The 18,787-nt window shown below is 37.0% G+C and carries 16 protein-coding genes; 13 read left to right on the forward strand and 3 right to left on the reverse strand.

The window, feature by feature from the left end; translation table 11 throughout:
• The first annotated feature begins 162 nt into the window (after positions 1-162).
• The 11 genes from ACKI4K_RS01805 to argS all read left to right on the forward strand — a co-directional run bounded on the left by ACKI4K_RS01805 (position 163) and on the right by argS (position 14,119).
• Complete coding sequence (locus ACKI4K_RS01805) at positions 163-282, forward strand: hypothetical protein (protein ID WP_407421690.1); 120 nt, start codon at positions 163-165, stop codon at positions 280-282.
• 110 nt (positions 283-392) lie between these two features.
• Positions 393-3,536: a hypothetical protein gene (locus ACKI4K_RS01810; protein WP_407421692.1), complete on the forward strand. Its 3,144-nt coding sequence runs from the start codon at positions 393-395 to the stop codon at positions 3,534-3,536.
• A gap of 283 nt (positions 3,537-3,819) precedes the next feature.
• Positions 3,820-5,469, forward strand: a complete 1,650-nt coding sequence (ilvD, locus tag ACKI4K_RS01815; protein WP_407421694.1) for a dihydroxy-acid dehydratase — start codon at positions 3,820-3,822, stop codon at positions 5,467-5,469.
• Positions 5,470-5,476: 7 nt separating this feature from the next.
• A complete protein-coding gene (hisD, locus tag ACKI4K_RS01820; RefSeq protein ID WP_407421696.1) occupies positions 5,477-6,754 on the forward strand; it encodes a histidinol dehydrogenase in 1,278 nt (425 codons plus the stop codon).
• Between the two features lies 1 nt (position 6,755).
• Complete coding sequence (locus ACKI4K_RS01825; RefSeq protein WP_407421698.1) at positions 6,756-7,301, forward strand: DapH/DapD/GlmU-related protein; 546 nt, start codon at positions 6,756-6,758, stop codon at positions 7,299-7,301.
• Positions 7,302-7,442: 141 nt separating this feature from the next.
• Complete coding sequence (gene aspS / locus ACKI4K_RS01830) at positions 7,443-8,762, forward strand: aspartate--tRNA(Asn) ligase (protein WP_407421700.1); 1,320 nt, start codon at positions 7,443-7,445, stop codon at positions 8,760-8,762.
• Between the two features lie 25 nt (positions 8,763-8,787).
• Positions 8,788-9,996, forward strand: a complete 1,209-nt coding sequence (locus tag ACKI4K_RS01835; protein ID WP_407421702.1) for an NAD(P)/FAD-dependent oxidoreductase — start codon at positions 8,788-8,790, stop codon at positions 9,994-9,996.
• A gap of 62 nt (positions 9,997-10,058) precedes the next feature.
• Positions 10,059-10,688 (forward strand): cobalt-precorrin-8 methylmutase, encoded by a 630-nt coding sequence (locus tag ACKI4K_RS01840; RefSeq protein ID WP_407421704.1) that lies wholly within the window; start codon positions 10,059-10,061, stop codon positions 10,686-10,688.
• Between the two features lie 8 nt (positions 10,689-10,696).
• Positions 10,697-11,959: a glutamate-1-semialdehyde 2,1-aminomutase gene (gene hemL / locus ACKI4K_RS01845; protein WP_407421706.1), complete on the forward strand. Its 1,263-nt coding sequence runs from the start codon at positions 10,697-10,699 to the stop codon at positions 11,957-11,959.
• An 18-nt stretch (positions 11,960-11,977) separates the two neighbouring features.
• Positions 11,978-12,400, forward strand: a complete 423-nt coding sequence (locus ACKI4K_RS01850) for a signal peptidase I (protein ID WP_407421708.1) — start codon at positions 11,978-11,980, stop codon at positions 12,398-12,400.
• An 18-nt stretch (positions 12,401-12,418) separates the two neighbouring features.
• On the forward strand, positions 12,419-14,119 hold the full coding sequence (gene argS, locus ACKI4K_RS01855; RefSeq protein WP_407421710.1) for an arginine--tRNA ligase: 1,701 nt from the start codon (positions 12,419-12,421) through the stop codon (positions 14,117-14,119).
• 35 nt (positions 14,120-14,154) lie between these two features.
• Here the strand turns inward: argS and ACKI4K_RS01860 are convergent, their stop codons facing one another.
• The 3 genes from ACKI4K_RS01860 to ACKI4K_RS01870 are packed head-to-tail and all read right to left on the reverse strand — an operon-like array spanning position 14,155 to position 16,461.
• Positions 14,155-14,688 carry a nitroreductase gene (locus ACKI4K_RS01860; protein ID WP_407421712.1) on the reverse strand — a complete coding sequence of 178 codons (534 nt, stop codon included), beginning with the start codon at positions 14,686-14,688 and terminating at the stop codon, positions 14,155-14,157.
• The gene (locus ACKI4K_RS01865) at positions 14,685-15,101 is read right to left on the reverse strand and encodes a MarR family winged helix-turn-helix transcriptional regulator (RefSeq protein ID WP_407421714.1); all 417 of its coding nucleotides are present in this window, start codon (positions 15,099-15,101) and stop codon (positions 14,685-14,687) included. Before ACKI4K_RS01865 ends, ACKI4K_RS01860 begins: the two co-directional genes overlap by 4 nt.
• Positions 15,091-16,461, reverse strand: coding sequence for an MATE family efflux transporter (locus ACKI4K_RS01870; protein ID WP_407421716.1), 1,371 nt, complete (start codon positions 16,459-16,461; stop codon positions 15,091-15,093). The genes ACKI4K_RS01865 and ACKI4K_RS01870 overlap by 11 nt, the downstream gene beginning before the upstream one ends.
• A 114-nt stretch (positions 16,462-16,575) precedes the next feature.
• Between ACKI4K_RS01870 and purD the strand changes: the two genes are divergently transcribed.
• Together purD and ACKI4K_RS01880 are read left to right on the forward strand one after the other, a co-directional pair.
• Positions 16,576-17,886 carry a phosphoribosylamine--glycine ligase gene (gene purD / locus ACKI4K_RS01875; RefSeq protein ID WP_407421718.1) on the forward strand — a complete coding sequence of 437 codons (1,311 nt, stop codon included), beginning with the start codon at positions 16,576-16,578 and terminating at the stop codon, positions 17,884-17,886.
• A 28-nt stretch (positions 17,887-17,914) separates the two neighbouring features.
• Positions 17,915-18,727 carry a TMEM175 family protein gene (locus ACKI4K_RS01880; protein ID WP_407421720.1) on the forward strand — a complete coding sequence of 271 codons (813 nt, stop codon included), beginning with the start codon at positions 17,915-17,917 and terminating at the stop codon, positions 18,725-18,727.
• Positions 18,728-18,787: the final 60 nt, after the last annotated feature.

Consider the following 18,787-nt stretch of genomic DNA (forward strand, 5'->3'; position numbering starts at 1 on the left):
GGTACTTATGCTACTTTGGTTATTATGTCTGTTGCTGAAACCCAAGGTACTGAAATTTCTAATGGGGTTTATGTTGAAAGTACTGAAGATGACTGGGATCTTGACAATAATGAGGATATCAAATAAGTTGATGTAGTTGATCTTCCGGACATTAATAAGACTGTGTCTGATGATGAGCCTTATTATCATGATGAAATCTTGTATAACTTGACTATTACTAATGATGCTTCTGTTGATTATACTAGTATGTTGACTGTTGTTGACAGCTTGCCTAAAGGATAGTATTCATTAAAACAGAGGGTATTGTTGGTGCTGATGAGGTTGTTCCTGAGGTTGTTGATGGTCAGGTCATTACCTGGTATTTAACTAACATTACTTCAGGTGATTCTGCTGTGATTACTGTTAGAGTTAGAGTCACTGAAATTGGTAATTTAACTAATAATTTAACTATAATTGCTCCTAATGCGTACAGTAAAACAGTTAATTGTACTGTCGATGCTCAGCCTCTTATCGATATATCTGTCAATATTACTAGCAATAAGGATGTGTATTTCTTAGGTGATATTGCTGGTTGGGTTATTACTGTTCATAATGCTGGTAACGGTACTAATGCAACTAATGTTACCTTGCTTGATGTTTTCCCTGCAGATAACTTTGAGTTTATCTATGCGTTTACTGATAATGGTACCTTCTATGATGACCTTGATCTATGGGAAATTGGTTTCATGGGTAACGGCACTGATGCTACTTTGTATATCTTTGCTTATGCTGATGAAGTCGGTAGTGACATTATGAATAGAGTTTATGCAGCGTCTGTTGAGGATGAGTGGGATTATGATAATAATATTGATGATAGTTTAGTTGATGTTGTTGATCTTCCTGCTATTAATAAGACTGTGTCTGATGATACTCCTTATTATCATGATGAAATCTTGTATAACTTGACTATTACTAATGGTGCTTCTGTTGATTATACTAATTTGTTGACTGTTGTTGACAGTTTGCCTAAAGGATTAGTATTCATTAAAACAGAGGGTATTGTTGGTGCTGATGAGGTTGTTCCTGAGGTTGTTGATGGTCAGGTCATTACCTGGTATTTAACTAACATTACTCCGGGTGAGCCTGCTGTGATTACTGTCAGAGTTAGAGTTACTGAAATTGGTGATTTGACTAATAACTTGACTATTTACAGTATTTTCGATCATAATAAGACTGTTGATTGTACTGTTGAAGCTCAGCCTATTGTTGATTTGTCCACTACTATTACCAGTGATAAGGATGTGTATTTCGTTGGCGACAATGCCTTCTGGATTATAACTGTTCATAATGCAGGTAACGGTACTAATGCTACAGGAGTTATATTAGATGAATTCTTCCCTTCAGATGAGTTCGAGTTTATGTATGCTATTACTGATAATGGTACTTACGATGAGGAAACTGAAATTTGGGATATTGGTTTCATGGGCAACGGCACTGATGCTACATTGTATATCTTTGCTCATGCTATAGCTCCTAAAGACCACATTACCAGCAAGGTTGTAGTTGTTCCTAACGAAAAAGACTGGGATCTATGGAATAATTTAGATTACAACTTTGTCGATGTTCTTCCTAGACCTGTACCTGAAAAGATTGTTGAAAATCCAAATCCAATGTACAATGACGTAATCTTATACTACTTGAAAGTTACAAACCTTGGTAATTCTACATATGGCAGTCCATTGATAGTTGTTGACAGCTTGCCTGAAGGTTTAGAGTTTATTAGAACTGTTGAGATCATTGGTGCTGATGAAGTAATTCCTGAGGTTGTTGATGGTCAGACCATTGAATGGATTATAACCAACATTACCGCAGATAAACCTGCTGTAATCATTGTTCAGGTTAAAGTTAATGCATTGGGTGATTTAACCAATAACCTTACAATTACAACTCCTGACGGTACTGAATCAACTGTTAACTGTACTGTTGAACCTGTTCCATTTGCAGATTTAGAAGTGATTAATATCGTTTCCAATAAATCTGTCAGAAAAGGAGATACAGTTACCTGGAACATTACTGTTGTCAACCATGGTCCTAACGTATCTGAAAACGTATATGTAAAAGACATATTGCCTGAAGGTTTAATATTCGTAACTACTAGTGGCGATTATGACCCTGAAACAGGCATTTGGACAATTGGCGATTTGGATGTTGGTGAAAGTGTATCCTTAGTAATTGTTTCAATTGCAAATATCACTAACGCAACTATTACAGATATTGCTACTGTCAATTCCACTACATACGATCCTGACATGAGCAACAACGTTGCTAACAACACTACTGATGTTCCTCCTGAAGCTGACATTGGTGTTGTCAAAGAAGTAGATGCAAAAGAATGTGTAAAAGACCAAATTGTTGAATGGACAATTACAATGTCCAACTATGGTCCTGACGGTGCTGAGAATGTCATTGTAAAAGACAACCTGCCAGATACACTAATTTTCATTAGTGCTGATGGCGATTATGACCCTGTAACAGGCATCTGGACAATTGATTATTTGGCTAGCGGTGAAACACGTGTCTTACACATCATTACTAAAGTCAACACTACTAATCAGGTGATTGTCAATAACGTTACTGCTACAAGCGGCATTTACGATCCAAACATGAGAAACAACAAGGCCGATAATTCAACTGTGGTTCTTCCTGAAGCTGACTTGGCAATTACTATTGAACCTGATGTCACTAATGTAAAAGTTGGAGATAAAGTTCAGTACAAGGTTACTGTTGTTAATCTTGGTCCTGATACTGCGGTCAACGCCCTTGCAACAATCGTGTTGCCTGATGAATTGAAACTTTTAGATTTCAAACCATCCAGAGGTACTTATGACCCTGAAACTGGCATTTGGACTATTGGTGATTTGGCTCCTGGTGAGGAAATTACTTTCTTGCTTGATACCGAAGCATTGGTAGCTGGCGAGGTTGTTGTCAATGCAAACGTTGTATCAGACACTTATGACCGTGATCTTTCAAACAACAATGACTCTGCTGAGATAACTGTTGTGGAACCTGAAGCTGATTTGGCAATTACTATTGAACCTGATGTCACTAACGTAAAAGTTGGAGATAAAGTCCAATACAAAGTAACTGTTGTAAATAAAGGACCTGACACAGCCGTTAACACTCGTGCAGTGATTGAGCTACCTGAAGAATTGAAACTTTTAGGTTTCAAACCATCCAAAGGTACTTATGACCCTGAAACAGGCATTTGGACTATTGGTGATTTGGCTCCTGGTGAAGAAGTAACCCTTTTACTTGATACCGAAGCATTGGTAAGCGGTAAAATAGTTGTCAAAGCAAGTGTTGAAAGTGACACTTACGACAGTGATCTTTCAAACAACAACGCTTCTGCTGAGATAACTGTTGAAGAAGTTATTGTTCCTCCGGAAGCAGAACCTCAAGTGGATGTTCCAACAATGCATGCTACAGGTAACCCAATTGCAATGGTGCTATTGGCATTAATTGCTTTGGCTGGTGCAGCATTAAGAAGAAAAAATTAAACACGTAATGGGAAATCCATTTTCCCATATCTTTTTATTTTTTTACCCCAGTAATCATCGTCAATTTAATTAAATTAACTTTGGATAATATTAACATATTCTCTATAAATTATCATTTAGTAAGACTTGTTTTTAATTATTTTAATCCAACAACTCATTTTTTCTAAAATTAATCCTGTTATCTACATTAGTTCAGATAAATGTATACTTTTCATATAATTCAAATATTTAATAAGTTAATAATGAGATATATATTAATGATTAAATTATATTGTGTGATTGAATGAAAAGTGATAGTGTTAAAAAAGGAATTCAAAGGGCTCCGCACAGGTCTCTTTTAAGAGCTTGCGGACTAGATGATGATGACTTTAAAAAGCCGTTTATTGGTATAGCAAACAGTTTTACAGATATCGTTCCTGGCCATATCCATTTAAGGGAACTTGTTGAATTTGTAAAAGATGGAATTATAGCAGCGGGTGGTATTCCGTTTGAATTTGATACAATGGCAATATGTGATGGAATCAGCATGAACCATGAAGGGATGAAGTATTCCCTTCCTTCAAGGGAAATCATTGCAGCAACCGTTGAAAGCATGACCAAAGGCCATGCATTTGATGGATTGGTATTGATTCCAAGCTGTGATAAGGTTGTTCCGGGAATGATTATGGGTGCTGCAAGAGTCAATATACCGAGCATTGTTGTTACCGGGGGGCCTATGGCATCCGGTGAATACAATGGAAAATCTGCTGATTTGATAACTGTATTTGAAGCTGTCGGTGCTTATTCCGCCGGAAAAATGAGTGAGGAAGAGGTTCAGGAACTTGAAAGATGTGCCTGTCCGGGGGCTGGAAGCTGTTCCGGTCTATTTACAGCAAACACAATGGCATGTGTAACTGAAACTTTTGGACTGTCCCTTCCGACATGTGCTACAACCCATGCAAGGACAGAAGAAAACAACCAGATTGCTTATGAGTCCGGCCGCCAAATCATCAAACTTGTTGAAGATGATATCAAGCCTTCAGATATATTGACTCAGGAAGCTTTCAACAATGCAATTGCAGTCGACATGGCATTAGGAGGTTCTTCAAACACAGCCCTTCACATTCCGGCAATCGCCAGTGAAGTGAAAGGGATAGATGTTGATTTGGAATTGTTCGATGAAATATCCAGAGGCGTTCCTCATATTGCATTAATCTCTCCTGCAGGTGAAGATTCAATGATGGATTTGCATTTGGCCGGAGGTATCCAGGCAGTACTAAAAACATTAGGTGATAAAATTGACACTGACCAATTAACAGTGACAGGAAAGACAATCAAAGAAAACCTTGAAAATGTTGAAAATAAGAATACTGATGTTATTCATACATTAGATGACCCCGTTCATGAAGATGGTGGTATTGCAATATTGAAAGGTAATTTAGCGCCTAATGGAGGTGTAGTTAAAAAAGGTGCAGTAGCAGATGATTTAATGCACCTTAAAGGTCCTGCAAAGGTTTATAATTCTGAAGAAGATGTAACAAAAGCCATATTTGACCATGAAATTAGTGAAGGCGACATTGTTGTAATCAGGTATGAAGGTCCAAAGGGCGGACCGGGCATGCGTGAAATGTTAAATCCGACATCTGCTCTTGCAGGAATGAATATTAAGGATGTAGGTTTAATCACTGACGGCAGATTTTCAGGAGGTACCAGAGGACCTTGCATAGGCCATGTGTCACCTGAAGCAAGAGAGGACGGCCCTATTGCAGCAATTCAGAATGGAGATATTATTGAAATTGATATAGAAAATAGATCTATCAATGTAGAGTTAACTGATGAGGAAATCGAGTCAAGATTAAAATCAGTTAAACACCCTGAAAGTGATGTTGACGGCTGGCTGGCAATATATCAAAAATTGGTCCACTCTGCAGATACCGGAGCTATTTTAAGGTAGTGTAAAAATGGAAATATTGAATTATAAGGATATTGACTTGCAAGAAACCATTAAAAGGTCAGAAGAAGATGTAAATAGGGTATTGGACACAGTATCTGATATTTTAGATAATGTTAAAGTTAATCAGGATAAGGCTATTAGGGAATATACTGAAAAATTTGATGGTGTTACAATAGAAAATTTGAAAGTATCCAAAGATGAAATTGATGAGGCCTATGCAACATTGGATGACTCTTTACTTACTGCCCTGAAACAAGCCGCATCAAACATTGAGAAATTTCATAAAAAACAAATTCCATCAGAGTGGGAAATGGAAATTAACCCAGGCATTGTTGCAGGCCAGATTGTAAGGCCAATTAATTCTGCAGGATGTTACATACCCGGGGGTAGAGCGGCTTATCCTTCATCAATTTTAATGACTGTAATACCTGCAAAAATTGCCGGCGTTAAAAAGGTAGTATGTGTAACCCCTCCTCAAAAAGATGGTAAAATATTGGATGCAATTTTGGTGGCTGCAGACATTGCGGGGGCAGATGAAATTTACAAGGTCGGAGGAGCACAAGCCATTGCAGGACTCGCATACGGTACCGAATCAATACCTCGTGTAGAAAAAATTGTAGGTCCGGGAAATATATTCGTTACAGCAGCGAAGAAATTGGTATATGGTCAAGTAGATATTGAGTTTCCGGCAGGACCATCAGAAGTGCTGATATTGGCTGATGATAGTGCAAACCCGGAATTTTTAGCAACTGATATACTTGCGCAGGCAGAACATGATCCAAATGCCTCATGTTTTTTAGTGACCGATTCAGAAAAATTAGCTATTGAGACAGATAAATTCGTAAAGGAATTAACTGAGATTGCTCCAAGACGTGAAATTATTGAGGAATCCTTGTCTAAAAGTGGAAAAATCATTATCACTGACACTTTTGATGAAGCGGTTCATGTTACAAATGAATACGCTCCAGAACATTTAATCATATCCACCAAAGACGACGATGAAGCACTTTCACACATAATGAACGCAGGTTCTATCTTTTTAGGTGCATACTCACCGGTTGCAGCAGGAGATTATGGATCCGGAACAAACCATGTTCTTCCTACTGGAGGCGGCGCTAAAATGTATTCCGGCCTTTCTACAGAAGCGTTTATTAAAAAGCCGACAGTTCAAAGATTATCAAAAGAAGGTCTTAGGGAGCTGTCAAAAACTTCCGTTCCAATCGCCGAGTATGAAGGATTTTTTGCACATGCAAATTCATTTAAAACAAGATTGAGAGATGATTAGAATGGATTTTGAGAGAGTTGACATGAGAGAAATGTCACCGGAAGAGATGATTGAAGCCGGTAGAATGGCGGAAATCGTCTTTAAAATCAATCACACAATGCCGAATACTGAAGAATATAATGAATTGTTAAAAGAGTTGTTCGGGGATAATCTGGGTGAAAATTCCATGGTCATGGCTCCGATTGCCGGGGCGGCATTTGACCATATTAAAATTGGAAATAATGTCTTCATCAATTCAAATTCCCTTTTGATGGCTCGTGGCGGAATTACAATTGAAGATGATGTGATGTTTGCCGCCAATGTCCAGTTGCTCTCCAACAATCATGATGAATATGACAGACAGGTGTTAACCTGCAAACCGATTCATATCAAAAAGGGAGCATGGATTGGGGCGGGCGTTTCAATTCTTCCCGGCGTCACTATTGGCGAATATGCGATTGTTGGAGCGGGAGCTATTGTAACCAGGGACGTTGGCGACTATGAGGTCGCGGTTGGAGTTCCTGCAAAGGTTGTAAAAACTTTGGATAAGGATAAATTTGAAGATTAGATTTATCTTTTTTTATTATTTTTTTATCCAAAATTTCTTTTTTTTAACATATCTTTATTAAAGATTAAAACCAATAATTAAAATTATAATTAAAATTTATCATTATTATTAATTTTTTTTAAAAACCTCGAGGTGAATAATTTGCAAGGTTTATTGAATGATTGGAGAAGAACAAATTACGCTAATGAATGTACTCCTGAAATAGCAGGCAGTGACATCACAATCATGGGTTGGGTACATGAAATCCGTGATTTTGGTGGAATAATGTTTGTTATCATACGTGATGTTACAGGCAGAGTACAAATCACCGCTCCAAGCAAAAAAGTAGATGAAAACATAATGGAAGAATTAAGAGAACTTAGAAAAGAATCAGTCGTAGCTATTAAAGGTCTTGTTCAGGAAGCAGGTAAAGCACCAAACGGTGTCGAAATCATTCCTAAAGAAATTAAACTATTAAACTTAGCCAACCAGCCTTTACCAATGGATCCTACAGAAAAGGTTAAGGCAGGAATCGACACAAGATTGGATTCAAGATTTTTGGATATCAGAAAAGAAAACGTTTCTGCAATTTTCAAAATTAAAGGTCAGATGTTCCATACCATCAGGGATTTCTTCTATGATAACGGATTTTATGAAATCAACACTCCTAAGCTCGTGGCTTCAGCTACTGAAGGAGGAACAGAACTGTTCCCTATCACTTACTTTGAAAAAGAGGCATTCCTCGGTCAATCACCACAGCTATACAAACAAATGATGATGGCATCCGGAATGGACAAAGTATTTGAAATCGGCCAAATTTTCAGGGCAGAAGAGCATGATACCTTAAGACACTTAAACGAAGCAGTTTCCATCGATGCTGAAGTTTCATTTGCAGATGATGAGGATGTAATGAAAATCTTAAATGACATGCTTATTCAGGTTTTAAATGATGTTAATGAAAACTGCGCTAATGAATTGGATATTTTAGGTCATGAATTGGAAGTGCCTGCTGGAGATTTCCCGGTTGTAACTTATGACGAGGCAGTTGACATTGTAAACTCTAAAGACGTTGAAATGGAATGGGGAGAAGACTTATCTCGTGAAGCTGAAAAAGCTTTAGGCGATACCATGGGAGGATTCTACTTCTTGACCAGATGGCCTTCCGAAATCAAGCCGTTCTATGTAATGCCTGTTGAAGGAGAAGAACAATACTCTCATGCGTTCGATTTAATGTATAACAATTTGGAGCTGTCTTCAGGTGCTACTCGTGTTCACCAGTATGACCTTTTAGTAAAACAAATCGAAGAAAGAGGATTAAATCCTGCCGGATTTGGAAGCTATCTTAAAGCGTTTGAATATGGTATGCCTCCTCATGCGGGTTGGGGTGTAGGTGCTGACAGGTTAACTATGGTACTTACCGGTTCCGAAAACATCCGTGAATGTGTGCTATTCCCAAGAGACAGACACAGATTAACCCCTTAATTTCTTTTCTTTTTTTTAAGATAACATGAAGGAATATGATATAGCTGTTATTGGCGGGGGTCCCGCAGGAATGATGGCCGCAATTACCGCCGGCAGGGATTCCAATGTCATATTGCTTGAAAAGAATTCATCATTGGGGCGTAAGCTATTGCTCACCGGTGGTGGAAGATGCAATATAACCAACAACAAGCCAATAAAAAAGCTATTGAATTCTTTTGACAATAAGAATTTTTTAAAACACTCTTTTTACACTTTAACAAACGAAAATTTACTCTCCTTTTTTGAAGACAATGGACTGAATTTTATTGAAGAAGATGATAACAGGATCTTTCCCGAAACCGAAAAATCTTCAGATGTCTTAAAGATTTTAGAGGATAACCTAAGTGATGTTGTTATAAGTTATAACTATGAGGTCAAATCGATTAAAGACAATTTCATTATAAACGATGAGATTAAGGCAGACAGAATCATAATCGCCACAGGAGGCGTAACCTATCCGCAGACCGGATGCAGTCCTGACAACTATTTTTTAACTTCACAACCTATAACCGACATCAAATATGGCCTGGTCCCGTTAATAACTAAAAGGGATTTATCCGACATTGCAGGAGTAACTCTTTATGATGTTACTGTATCTTATAGGAAAATTAAAGTTAAGGGAAATGTTTTGATTTCACACATCGGGCTTACAGGTCCCGGAATTATAAATTTAAGCAATGAAATTTCAAAGGATTTGACTTATAATCTTTTGGAAAATGAAAAAGTGGAGTTTGATGAGAGGATAGCTATCGATTTATGCCCTGATTTCACACGTGACGAGCTGAAGGAAAAATTCACTCAAGACTTTCAGGATAAGGGAAAAACGATGGTTAAGAATTACTTGAAGATGTTTTTGACAAACAGTTTCATTGATTTCTTTTTGGATGAAATAGATTTGGATGGCCAGACTCAGCTTTCAAGAATCAATAAAAAAAGTAAAAATCGCCTGATTGAAAATTTGAAGAACTTTACTTTCGAAATAACCTCATTCAATGATAGGTTGGCTAAGGTAACAATCGGCGGTGTGGCCTTATCAGGCATCAATCCTAAAACCATGGAATCAACTTCAATTCCTAATCTTTACTTTGCCGGTGAAATATTGGATTTGCACGGTCCGACCGGAGGATATAATTTAAAGATTGCCTTTTCTACAGGTTTTCTTGCCGGACTGTCAGCCGGTGAAAAACAGTTTTAATTTTTAATTAGTTTCTTTATATAACAAAATATTTAACTTATATTTTAACTAATAGTTATAATATGACAGACAAAATGTTCATGGGTGCATCAACTAAGCAAGGTTTGGATATTGCTAATAAAAGTAGAGAAATTATTCGTGGCCTTATTGGTGATGATATCAAAGATTTAAATCCTGCTGAAAGGGATATTGTAGAAAGGATTGTTCACTCAACTGCAGATCCTGAGTATGCAAAACTTGTACATATGAGTTCAGACTTTGTAGATGTAGCTATGGCTTCCTTAAGAAATAAAGAAACCATTTTAACTGACATTAATATGGTTAAATATGGCATTACTAGATATGACGGGGAAGTTGAGTGTTATATCAAAAATGAGGATGTTATAAGAATAGCTAAAGAGCATCAGATTACAAGGGCTGCCGCTGCCATGCGCTATGCTGCTCAAAATGATTTTGAAGGAATTGTTGTTTCCGGTAATGCTCCGACAGCTGTTTTTGAAGCTATGGATTTATACGAAAAAGGTGAAATGAATCTTAAGGCTATTGTCGGTGTTCCTGTCGGTTTTGTAGGGGCTGCCGATTCAAAAGAGGCCTTGAGAAATTCAGATATTCCAAACATCATTGTGGAAGGTCCTAAAGGTGGAACACCTATTGCTGTAGCTTGTGTAAATTCATTAATACAACATTTATAGGTGAGAAAATGTATTCTGAAGAGTTATTCAATGAATCTAAAAATTATTTTCCGGGCGGAGTAAACTCTCCTGTCCGTGCTTTCAAACCCTATCCGTTTTTTGTTGAAAGGGCAGGAGGTTCAAAGATAGTGGATGTGGATGATAATTCCTATATTGATTATTGTCTTGCTTATGGGCCTTTGATTTTAGGCCATGCTGATCCTAAAGTTGTAAGGGAGGTATCAGCTCAATTGGCTATTGGAAGTGCTTATGGCGCTCCAACAGAAAATGAGATAAAGCTTGCAAAGGAAGTTGTTGACAGGATTCCTTCTGCTGAAATGGTAAGATTTGCAAACAGCGGAACCGAAGCCACCATGAGTGCAATACGCGTGGCCCGCGGTTTTACCAAGAGGGATAAGATTATAAAATTTGAAGGGGCTTATCACGGTGCTCATGATTATGTATTGGTTAAAGGAGGTTCCGGAGCAGCATGTTTGCCTGATTCCGCAGGAATACCGGTTGATACCACAAAAAATACTTTGTCTGTTCCATTTAATGATGAGGAAGCATTAACAGAGTTAATTGAAAAGGAAGGAGAAAATGTTGCATGTCTCATAATGGAAATTGTTATGGGCAATGTGGGGTGTATTGAACCTAAACCTGGATTTTTAGAGTTTGTAAGAAAAATCACTGAAGAGAATGATATAGTTCTTATTTTTGATGAGGTCATCACCGGTTTTAGAGCATCTCGCGGTGGTGCACAGGAATATTATGGAGTAACTCCGGATTTAACAACTCTTGGTAAAATTGTTGGCGGAGGTCTTCCAATGGGTGCCTTCTGTGGAAAAAGGGAGATAATGGAATTGATTGCACCTAACGGCCCGGTTTATCATGCGGGTACTTTTTCCGGAAATCCGATTTCAGTTCAGGCAGGTATTTCCACTTTAACTCAATTGGATAATGCTTTTTATAAGGATTTGGAAAGTAAAGGCAATTTCCTTAGAAGTGAAATAAGAGCTACCGTTGAGGATAGGGATTTGAATATTCAACCTGTTGGTTTGGCTTCAATGTTACAAATTTATTTCAATGAAAATGAAGTTTACAATTATGAAGATGCTAAAAAATCAGATAGTGAACGGTTTTTGGTATATTTCAGACATTTATTAAAAGAAGGTGTTTTCATACCTCCTAGTCAGTTTGAGTGCAATTTTATTTCAAAGGCACACACCATGGAGGACATAGAAAAGACATCACAAGCTATTGACAATGCTTTAAGAGTTGCATTTAAATAAAATTTATAGGGTGTTTATGTGACAGATTGGAAAGAAATAGCATCATATGCAGTAATTTTAATAATTGTTTTAATTGCTGCACAGCATTTGAATGTAGTTGTTTCAGGAAGTATGGAACCTGCATTTTATAGGGGAGATATTGTTTTAGTTCAAAAAGCAGATTTCTTTGGTATTCACGAATTCGATGTAAATGACATCCAGAAAGGGGATGTTGTAGTTTATGATGCGAAATGGTTTAATCAACCGGTAATCCATAGGGTTATTGATATAGTGGGTATTAATGGGACTACAATGTATCTGATTAAAGGGGACAATAATAAATCTCCGGATCCGTATTATGTTACAAAAGAGCAAATCCAGTCAAAAGTTGTAACATTGGGCGATAATTTAGTTGTAATTCCAAAAGTAGGTTATCTTTCCCTTTGGTTAAGAGGTTTATAATTATTACAAGGTGAGTTAATGTATTTTGAAATTGAAAAACAGGCGATTGATGCAATTAACAAGGCATTAGATCAATATGATGTAGAAGTAGATAGGAATTTTAAGTTGGAATTTCCACCTAATCCTGATTTGGGTGATTTGGCAAGTACTATTGCATTTTCACTTACTAAAAAATTAAGAACTTCTCCTCCGGAAGTTGCTGCAGATTTGGTTTCAAAAATAGAAGTTCCGGAGATATTTTCAAAAGTTCAAAACTTTGGGCCTTATGTTAATTTCTTCATTGATTATTCTAAATTTTCAAAAGCGCTTTTAGAAAAAGTGGATGAAAGTTATGGACAACTTCCGGAATATGGCGAAAAAATTGTTTTGGAACATACTTCAGCAAATCCTAACGGACCGTTGCATATCGGACACATTAGGAATTCTATTTTTGGTGATTCACTTTCAAGACTCTTAAAGTTAGCCGGTAGGGATGTAATAACCCAATATTATGTTAATGATATGGGCAGGCAGATAGCTATCATTGTATGCGGCATAACCGAATGTGGATTGAACATTGACGATTATGAAGGGGATAAAATCGACCACAAAATTGGAAAATTATACTTTGATGCAAACAAGGCCGTCGAAGAGGATGAAGCTTTAAATGCCAAAGTCGATGAGTTAATCCAAAAATACGAAGAAGGTTCTGATGAAGAGTTGAATAAAGTCTTTGAAGATGTGGTTTCCAAATGTATTTCCGGAATGAAGGAATCCCTTTTAAGAATGAACATTGTCCATGATGACTTCGTCTGGGAAGGTCAGTTTGTAAGAAACGGTGATGTTGACGATTTGGTAAATTATATCCAAAGGGAAGGTTTCACACGTGAAGATGATGTTTTATACATTGATTTGACAGACTTTAACATAGAAAAAGAGTTTGTTTTACGCCGTTCTAATGGAACATCACTTTATTCCACCCGTGATTTAGCTTATCATAAATATAAAGCCACTTTAGGCGATACAGTCCTTGACATTTTAGGTTCAGACCATAAATTGGCTGCAAAACAGATTAAGGTGATTTTTGAAGAGATATTCAGGCAGGATGCTCCTGAAGTAATATTTTATGAATTCATTACTCTTCCTGAAGGATCAATGTCAACAAGAAAAGGCAAATTTGTATCTGTCGATGAATTGATTGATGAAGCCGTCTTGAGGGCACATGATGAAATCAAATCAAGAAACCCAGACTTAAGTGAAGAGGAAATTGCACCAATGGCTGAAGAGATTGGTGTTGGAGCTATTAGATTCTTTATTGCCAAGTTATCTCCAGAAAAACACTTGACATTTAAATGGGATGAAGCGTTAAGCTTTGAAAGAGGTTGTGCTTCTATCCAATACGCTCATGCAAGGGCATGTAAATTGCTTGCTAAATCAGGCAAGGATATTGGTTCCTTAAGTGTTAGTGATGACTGGGTTCCTGATGAGGCGGAACAGGACCTTGTAAGGCAAATAGCTAAGTTCCCACAGGTTGTTGAAGATTGTGCTAATAAGAAAAGAGTCCACAACATTACACAATACTCTCAAGATTTAGCCAGTTCATTCAATAAGTTCTACAAGTCAGAACAGGTAATTGGTTCTGATGTTGAAGATACAAGGCTTATTTTGGTTGATAGGGCTAAAACAACCATTAAGAATGCTTTAGATATTTTGGGTGTATCAGCACCTGAAAAAATGTAGATGAGTAATTTTAACTCATCTTTTAATTTCTTTTTTTAATCCACAAAGTGGATGTAATCTTCTTTTCTAGGCAACGGTTCAGGCGCTTCCATATCAGGATATCCCAAAGCCACATGCCCGATTCCTTCGTAAGTTTCTGGAATTCCCCATTCTTTTAATAATGCTTTTCCTTTTTCACTGCTAAACTCATCACGAGCTCTGTGAATCCAGCAAGATCCAACTCCAACCGCATGGGCGGCATTAACTAGAACTGTCAACACGCTAGAACCATCTTCAACATATGTTGGCATTTCACTGTTTGCCAGTACAATTAAAAGTGTTTTAGCACCATAAAATGGGTCCATATCTTCCGGAACAGGTACTGGGAAAAAGCTTCTATTCCAAGCGGATAGTTCTTTAATTTTTTCTTCATCCTGTATAACGACAATTTTAGGTGATTGCGCGCCTCTTCCTGTTGGAGCATAAGTTCCAGTTTCCAAAATTATTTTTAAATCTTCTTTTGAGATTTGTTCGTCTTTGAATTTCCTGATGCTTCTTCTGGTTTTTAAGTCTTCAATTGTTCGGTTCATATTAACCCCTCGCTGATCTTTCTAAGTGTTTCTAAAAAATTATCATACTCTTCATCGGTTAAGCTTTCTTTGATTTTTTCATCCCATTCTTCATCATAATCCATAATCTTTTTGGCGGTTTTTTTGCCTTTCGGCGTTACTTTAATTATTTTTTTTCTTTTATCCTTGATTCTTTCAATGAATCCCTTTTCTTCAAGTTTTTTAAGGTTTCTTGTTATTGTGCTTTCGTTTAAATGAAAATCATGAGCTAATTGCTCTTGACTGATTCCTTCATTTCTATATATTTTAATTAAAAGTGGATGGAGGCCAAAGCTTAAATCATCCTCTTTTACAATTTCGTTGATGTATTTGGCATGCTCTCTATAAATTATAGAAACAAATGGTGCTGTTGGAATATTTTCATCAAACTGCATTGTTTTTGCTCCTGATTAATTTGTTGATGTAAAGTTCGATGCATGCATAACATATGAGGGATCCTATTCCTCCTCCGAGAAGCATTCCACAATATATTCCAAACTCACCCATGTTAAAGGTGAATCCTAAGAGATATGCGAATATCAACACTAGTATGAATTCCCGGAATGCAGTTAATATGAATGATATTGTTCCCTTTCCGACACCCTGGAAAACATTACCTGCACTGGCTCCAAATGGAACATATAATATGAATAGGCACATTATCTGCAGGAAACTTGCTATTAGGGGTTCCAATTGTGCACTGCTTTGTGAATATGAGAAGATAAATGCGATTTGGTTTGCAAACACATTCAAAATAATACACACGATAATTGAAGCTATTAATGCTACCTTCACGCTATATCTTGCAGTAACCCTCAAGTTTTCATATTTTCTCGCACCAAATGCAACTCCTGCCACTGATATTGCTGCAGTTCCAACTCCAATTGCCGGAAGCATTCCGATATTTACTATTCTCCATCCTGCGGTATAAACTGCTACTGATGTTGGCCCGGACACAATTGTGAGCATATAATTTATGAATATTGTCAGGACTGATAATACCAGCTGTTCCAAACTGGCGGGAATACCTACAACTAAAATGTCCTTATACATTATGAGGTCATTATGGAAGTCTTTAAGGTTATATGAAAGATAGGTGTCCTTTTTAACAAAAATCCAATAAAACATTAATCCCAAACTTATGAGGGGTCCCAGCACTGTTGCCCATGCAGCCCCTTTTATTCCCATTCCTAACGTGTAGATGAAAATAGGGTCTAGAATCATGTTGATTATTGCCGCAAGTGCAATCGGTACTGTAGCACGTTTGATGTCCCCTTCCGCTCTGAATGCTCCTCCCACTATTGGAGGTATTAAAAGCGCAAATGTACATGAAAATATGATAAATCCATAGTCTGTTGCGTAGTTTATGACGCTGCTTGCGCCCATCATGTTGAGCATCGGTTCCATTAGAATAACAAAGATGATTGAAATTATAATGGACACGATAATACTTAGGATAAGGTTGTGTATTGCCGCATTGTTTGCTGAAGCCCTGTCTTCCGCTCCAATGTATCTTGAAATCAATGAATTGCCGCCGGCTCCAAGACCATTTCCGAATCCAACAATAATCATGAATAATGGTGTAATATATCCCAAAGCCGCAAGCGGTTCTGCACCTAGTCCCGCTACCCAGATACTGTCGATAATGTTGTTTGCAAATATTAGGAACATACTTGCTATAATGGGTAGGGCCAACTTGTTAATGGCCTTTTTGGGGTCTCCTGTAATCATTTCAATATTTTCATTCTTTTCCATAATTTACCTCAATCTTGCATATGCAATTATACTCTTGTATATGCAAGTGTCAGTATATAAAGTTAATGTTAAATATTTTTAAGGATATAGTTTAAACTAATAGGAGACTCGATTATGAAAGTTTTAGTAGTTGGAACTGGTGCTCGTGAACATGCTATTGCTGATGCCCTAAAAGATGATGTTGAATTATACTGCTACATGAGTAAAATTAACCCTGGAATGTCTAAAATTGCAGAATTTAAGCAAGGTGATGAAGGGGAAGTAGAAAAGGTAGCGGAATTTGCTGTTGAAAATGATATTGAAATTGCATTTATCGGTCCTGAAGCTCCACTTGGAAAAGGAATTGTCGATGAGCTTCAAAAAAATGGAATCAAATGTGTCGGACCGACCCAAAGTGCGGCAAGAATCGAAACTGATAAGTCATTTATGAGAAAGCTTTTTGAAGATTATGAAATCGAAGGATCACTTGTTTATAAAGTATTTGATAACTCTGAAGATGTCTCTAAATTCCTGGATGAATTCGATAGGGATGTTGTAGTAAAACCGGTAGGATTAACTGGCGGTAAGGGAGTTAAGATTGTAGGTGACCACTTAAAAGACAATGAGGAAGCAAAGGAATACTCATGTGAAGTCATTGATAATGAAATGGGTGGTTTTGCTCAAGTGATTATTGAAGAGAGATTGATTGGAGAAGAATTCACCATTCAGGCATTCTGTGATGGGGAACATTTGGCTCCAATGCCTGCAGCACAGGACCATCCTCATGCATTTGAAGGGGATGTTGGTGCTATTACTGGAGGTATGGGTTCATACTCTGATGTTGGTGGATTGTTGCCATTCTTAACTCAAGAGGATTATGATAAGGCTGTAGAAATCATGCAAGCAACTTTGAAGGCTATTGCTGAGGAAGCAGAACCATACAAAGGGATTCTGTATGGTCAGTTCATGCTGACCGCTGATGGACCAAGACTCATTGAATACAATGCAAGATTTGGAGACCCTGAAGCAATGAATGTGTTGCCACTTTTAAAAACTCCATTAGTCGATGTATGTCAAGCTATTGTTGATGGCACTTTGGATAAGGTGGAATTTGAAGACAAAGCCAGCGTATGTAAATACATTGTGCCTGACGGATATCCAGAAACAGAATATGCAGGCGAATTGATTGAAATAGATGAGGAAGCTATCGAGGATTTGGGTGCTAAAGTGTTCTATGCGGCAGTAAGCCAGGAAGATGATGGAATTCACTTGTCAGGTTCAAGGGCATTGGGTATTGTAGCTGGTGGCAAATCCATTGAAGAGGCTGAAAAAATAGCTGAAAAGGCATGTGAATTTGTTAAGGGTAATGTTTACCACAGAAGGGATGTCGGTACAACAGAACTTGTTAACAAACGTGTTGAACACATGAAAGAAATTTTAAACTAAATTTCTTTTATTTCTTTTTTTTGATATTATGAATGAGACTAATCCTGATGAGTTGGAAAAGATAAGGGAAGATATTCAGGAAAAAATCATTATTTTAAAAGACAATACAGAATCTGATGAGGAATTAGAAAAGTTAGGAAATTTTGAATCATATTTTTCTTCTAAAATTCCAAAAAAAGAGGAAAAAACTAAAAATAAAGATTTAAAAAATAATTTAAGCTTTAAGGATGCTTTAGAAAAGGATCTTAACATAGACCCTAGTCGTTTGGTAGGGCTCACCGATGGAATATTCGGGATGGTGATGACACTTTTAGTATTTGGTATTGCGCTTCCGGAATTGCAGATTACAGATTATTCTACATTTTTATCGTTTTTCACATCTTTAGCCCCTACAATTGGAGTGACAATAGTTAGTTTTGTATTGATAAGCTCATTTTGGGTTTACCATCATGAGTTCATAAAACTGAATAAGGTCAATTTTCCAGTTTTGTGGCTTAATATCTTCTATTTGATTTGCATCTCATTCATTCCATTTTCCACTTCACTGATTGGGAATTATTCGCATTTCTTTTTGTCTGAGGTCATATTTGGAATTAATATCCTGTTGACAATATTGGCATTCCTTTTATTGTATGATTATACCAGCAAAAGAGATTTCCTAGAAAATCATCCTTCAAAAAAAGAGAAGAAATATGTGCATCATACATTTTTAATCATTATGGGATTAACGGTTATTGTAAATCTCCTAGACTTCAATATCTCACGAAGGTTCATTTACCTTTTCCTGCTTGTTCCTATAATATCCACATTAAGAGACATTAAATATAAAATGAAATCATAGAAACATTTAATATGTATACTTAACATATATCTTTTTTTATAATAATATGAGGGGAATTTT

The sequence above is a fragment of the Methanobrevibacter sp. genome, from assembly GCF_045644645.1.
In the GTDB taxonomy this organism is placed as follows: Archaea; Methanobacteriota; Methanobacteria; order Methanobacteriales; family Methanobacteriaceae; genus Methanocatella.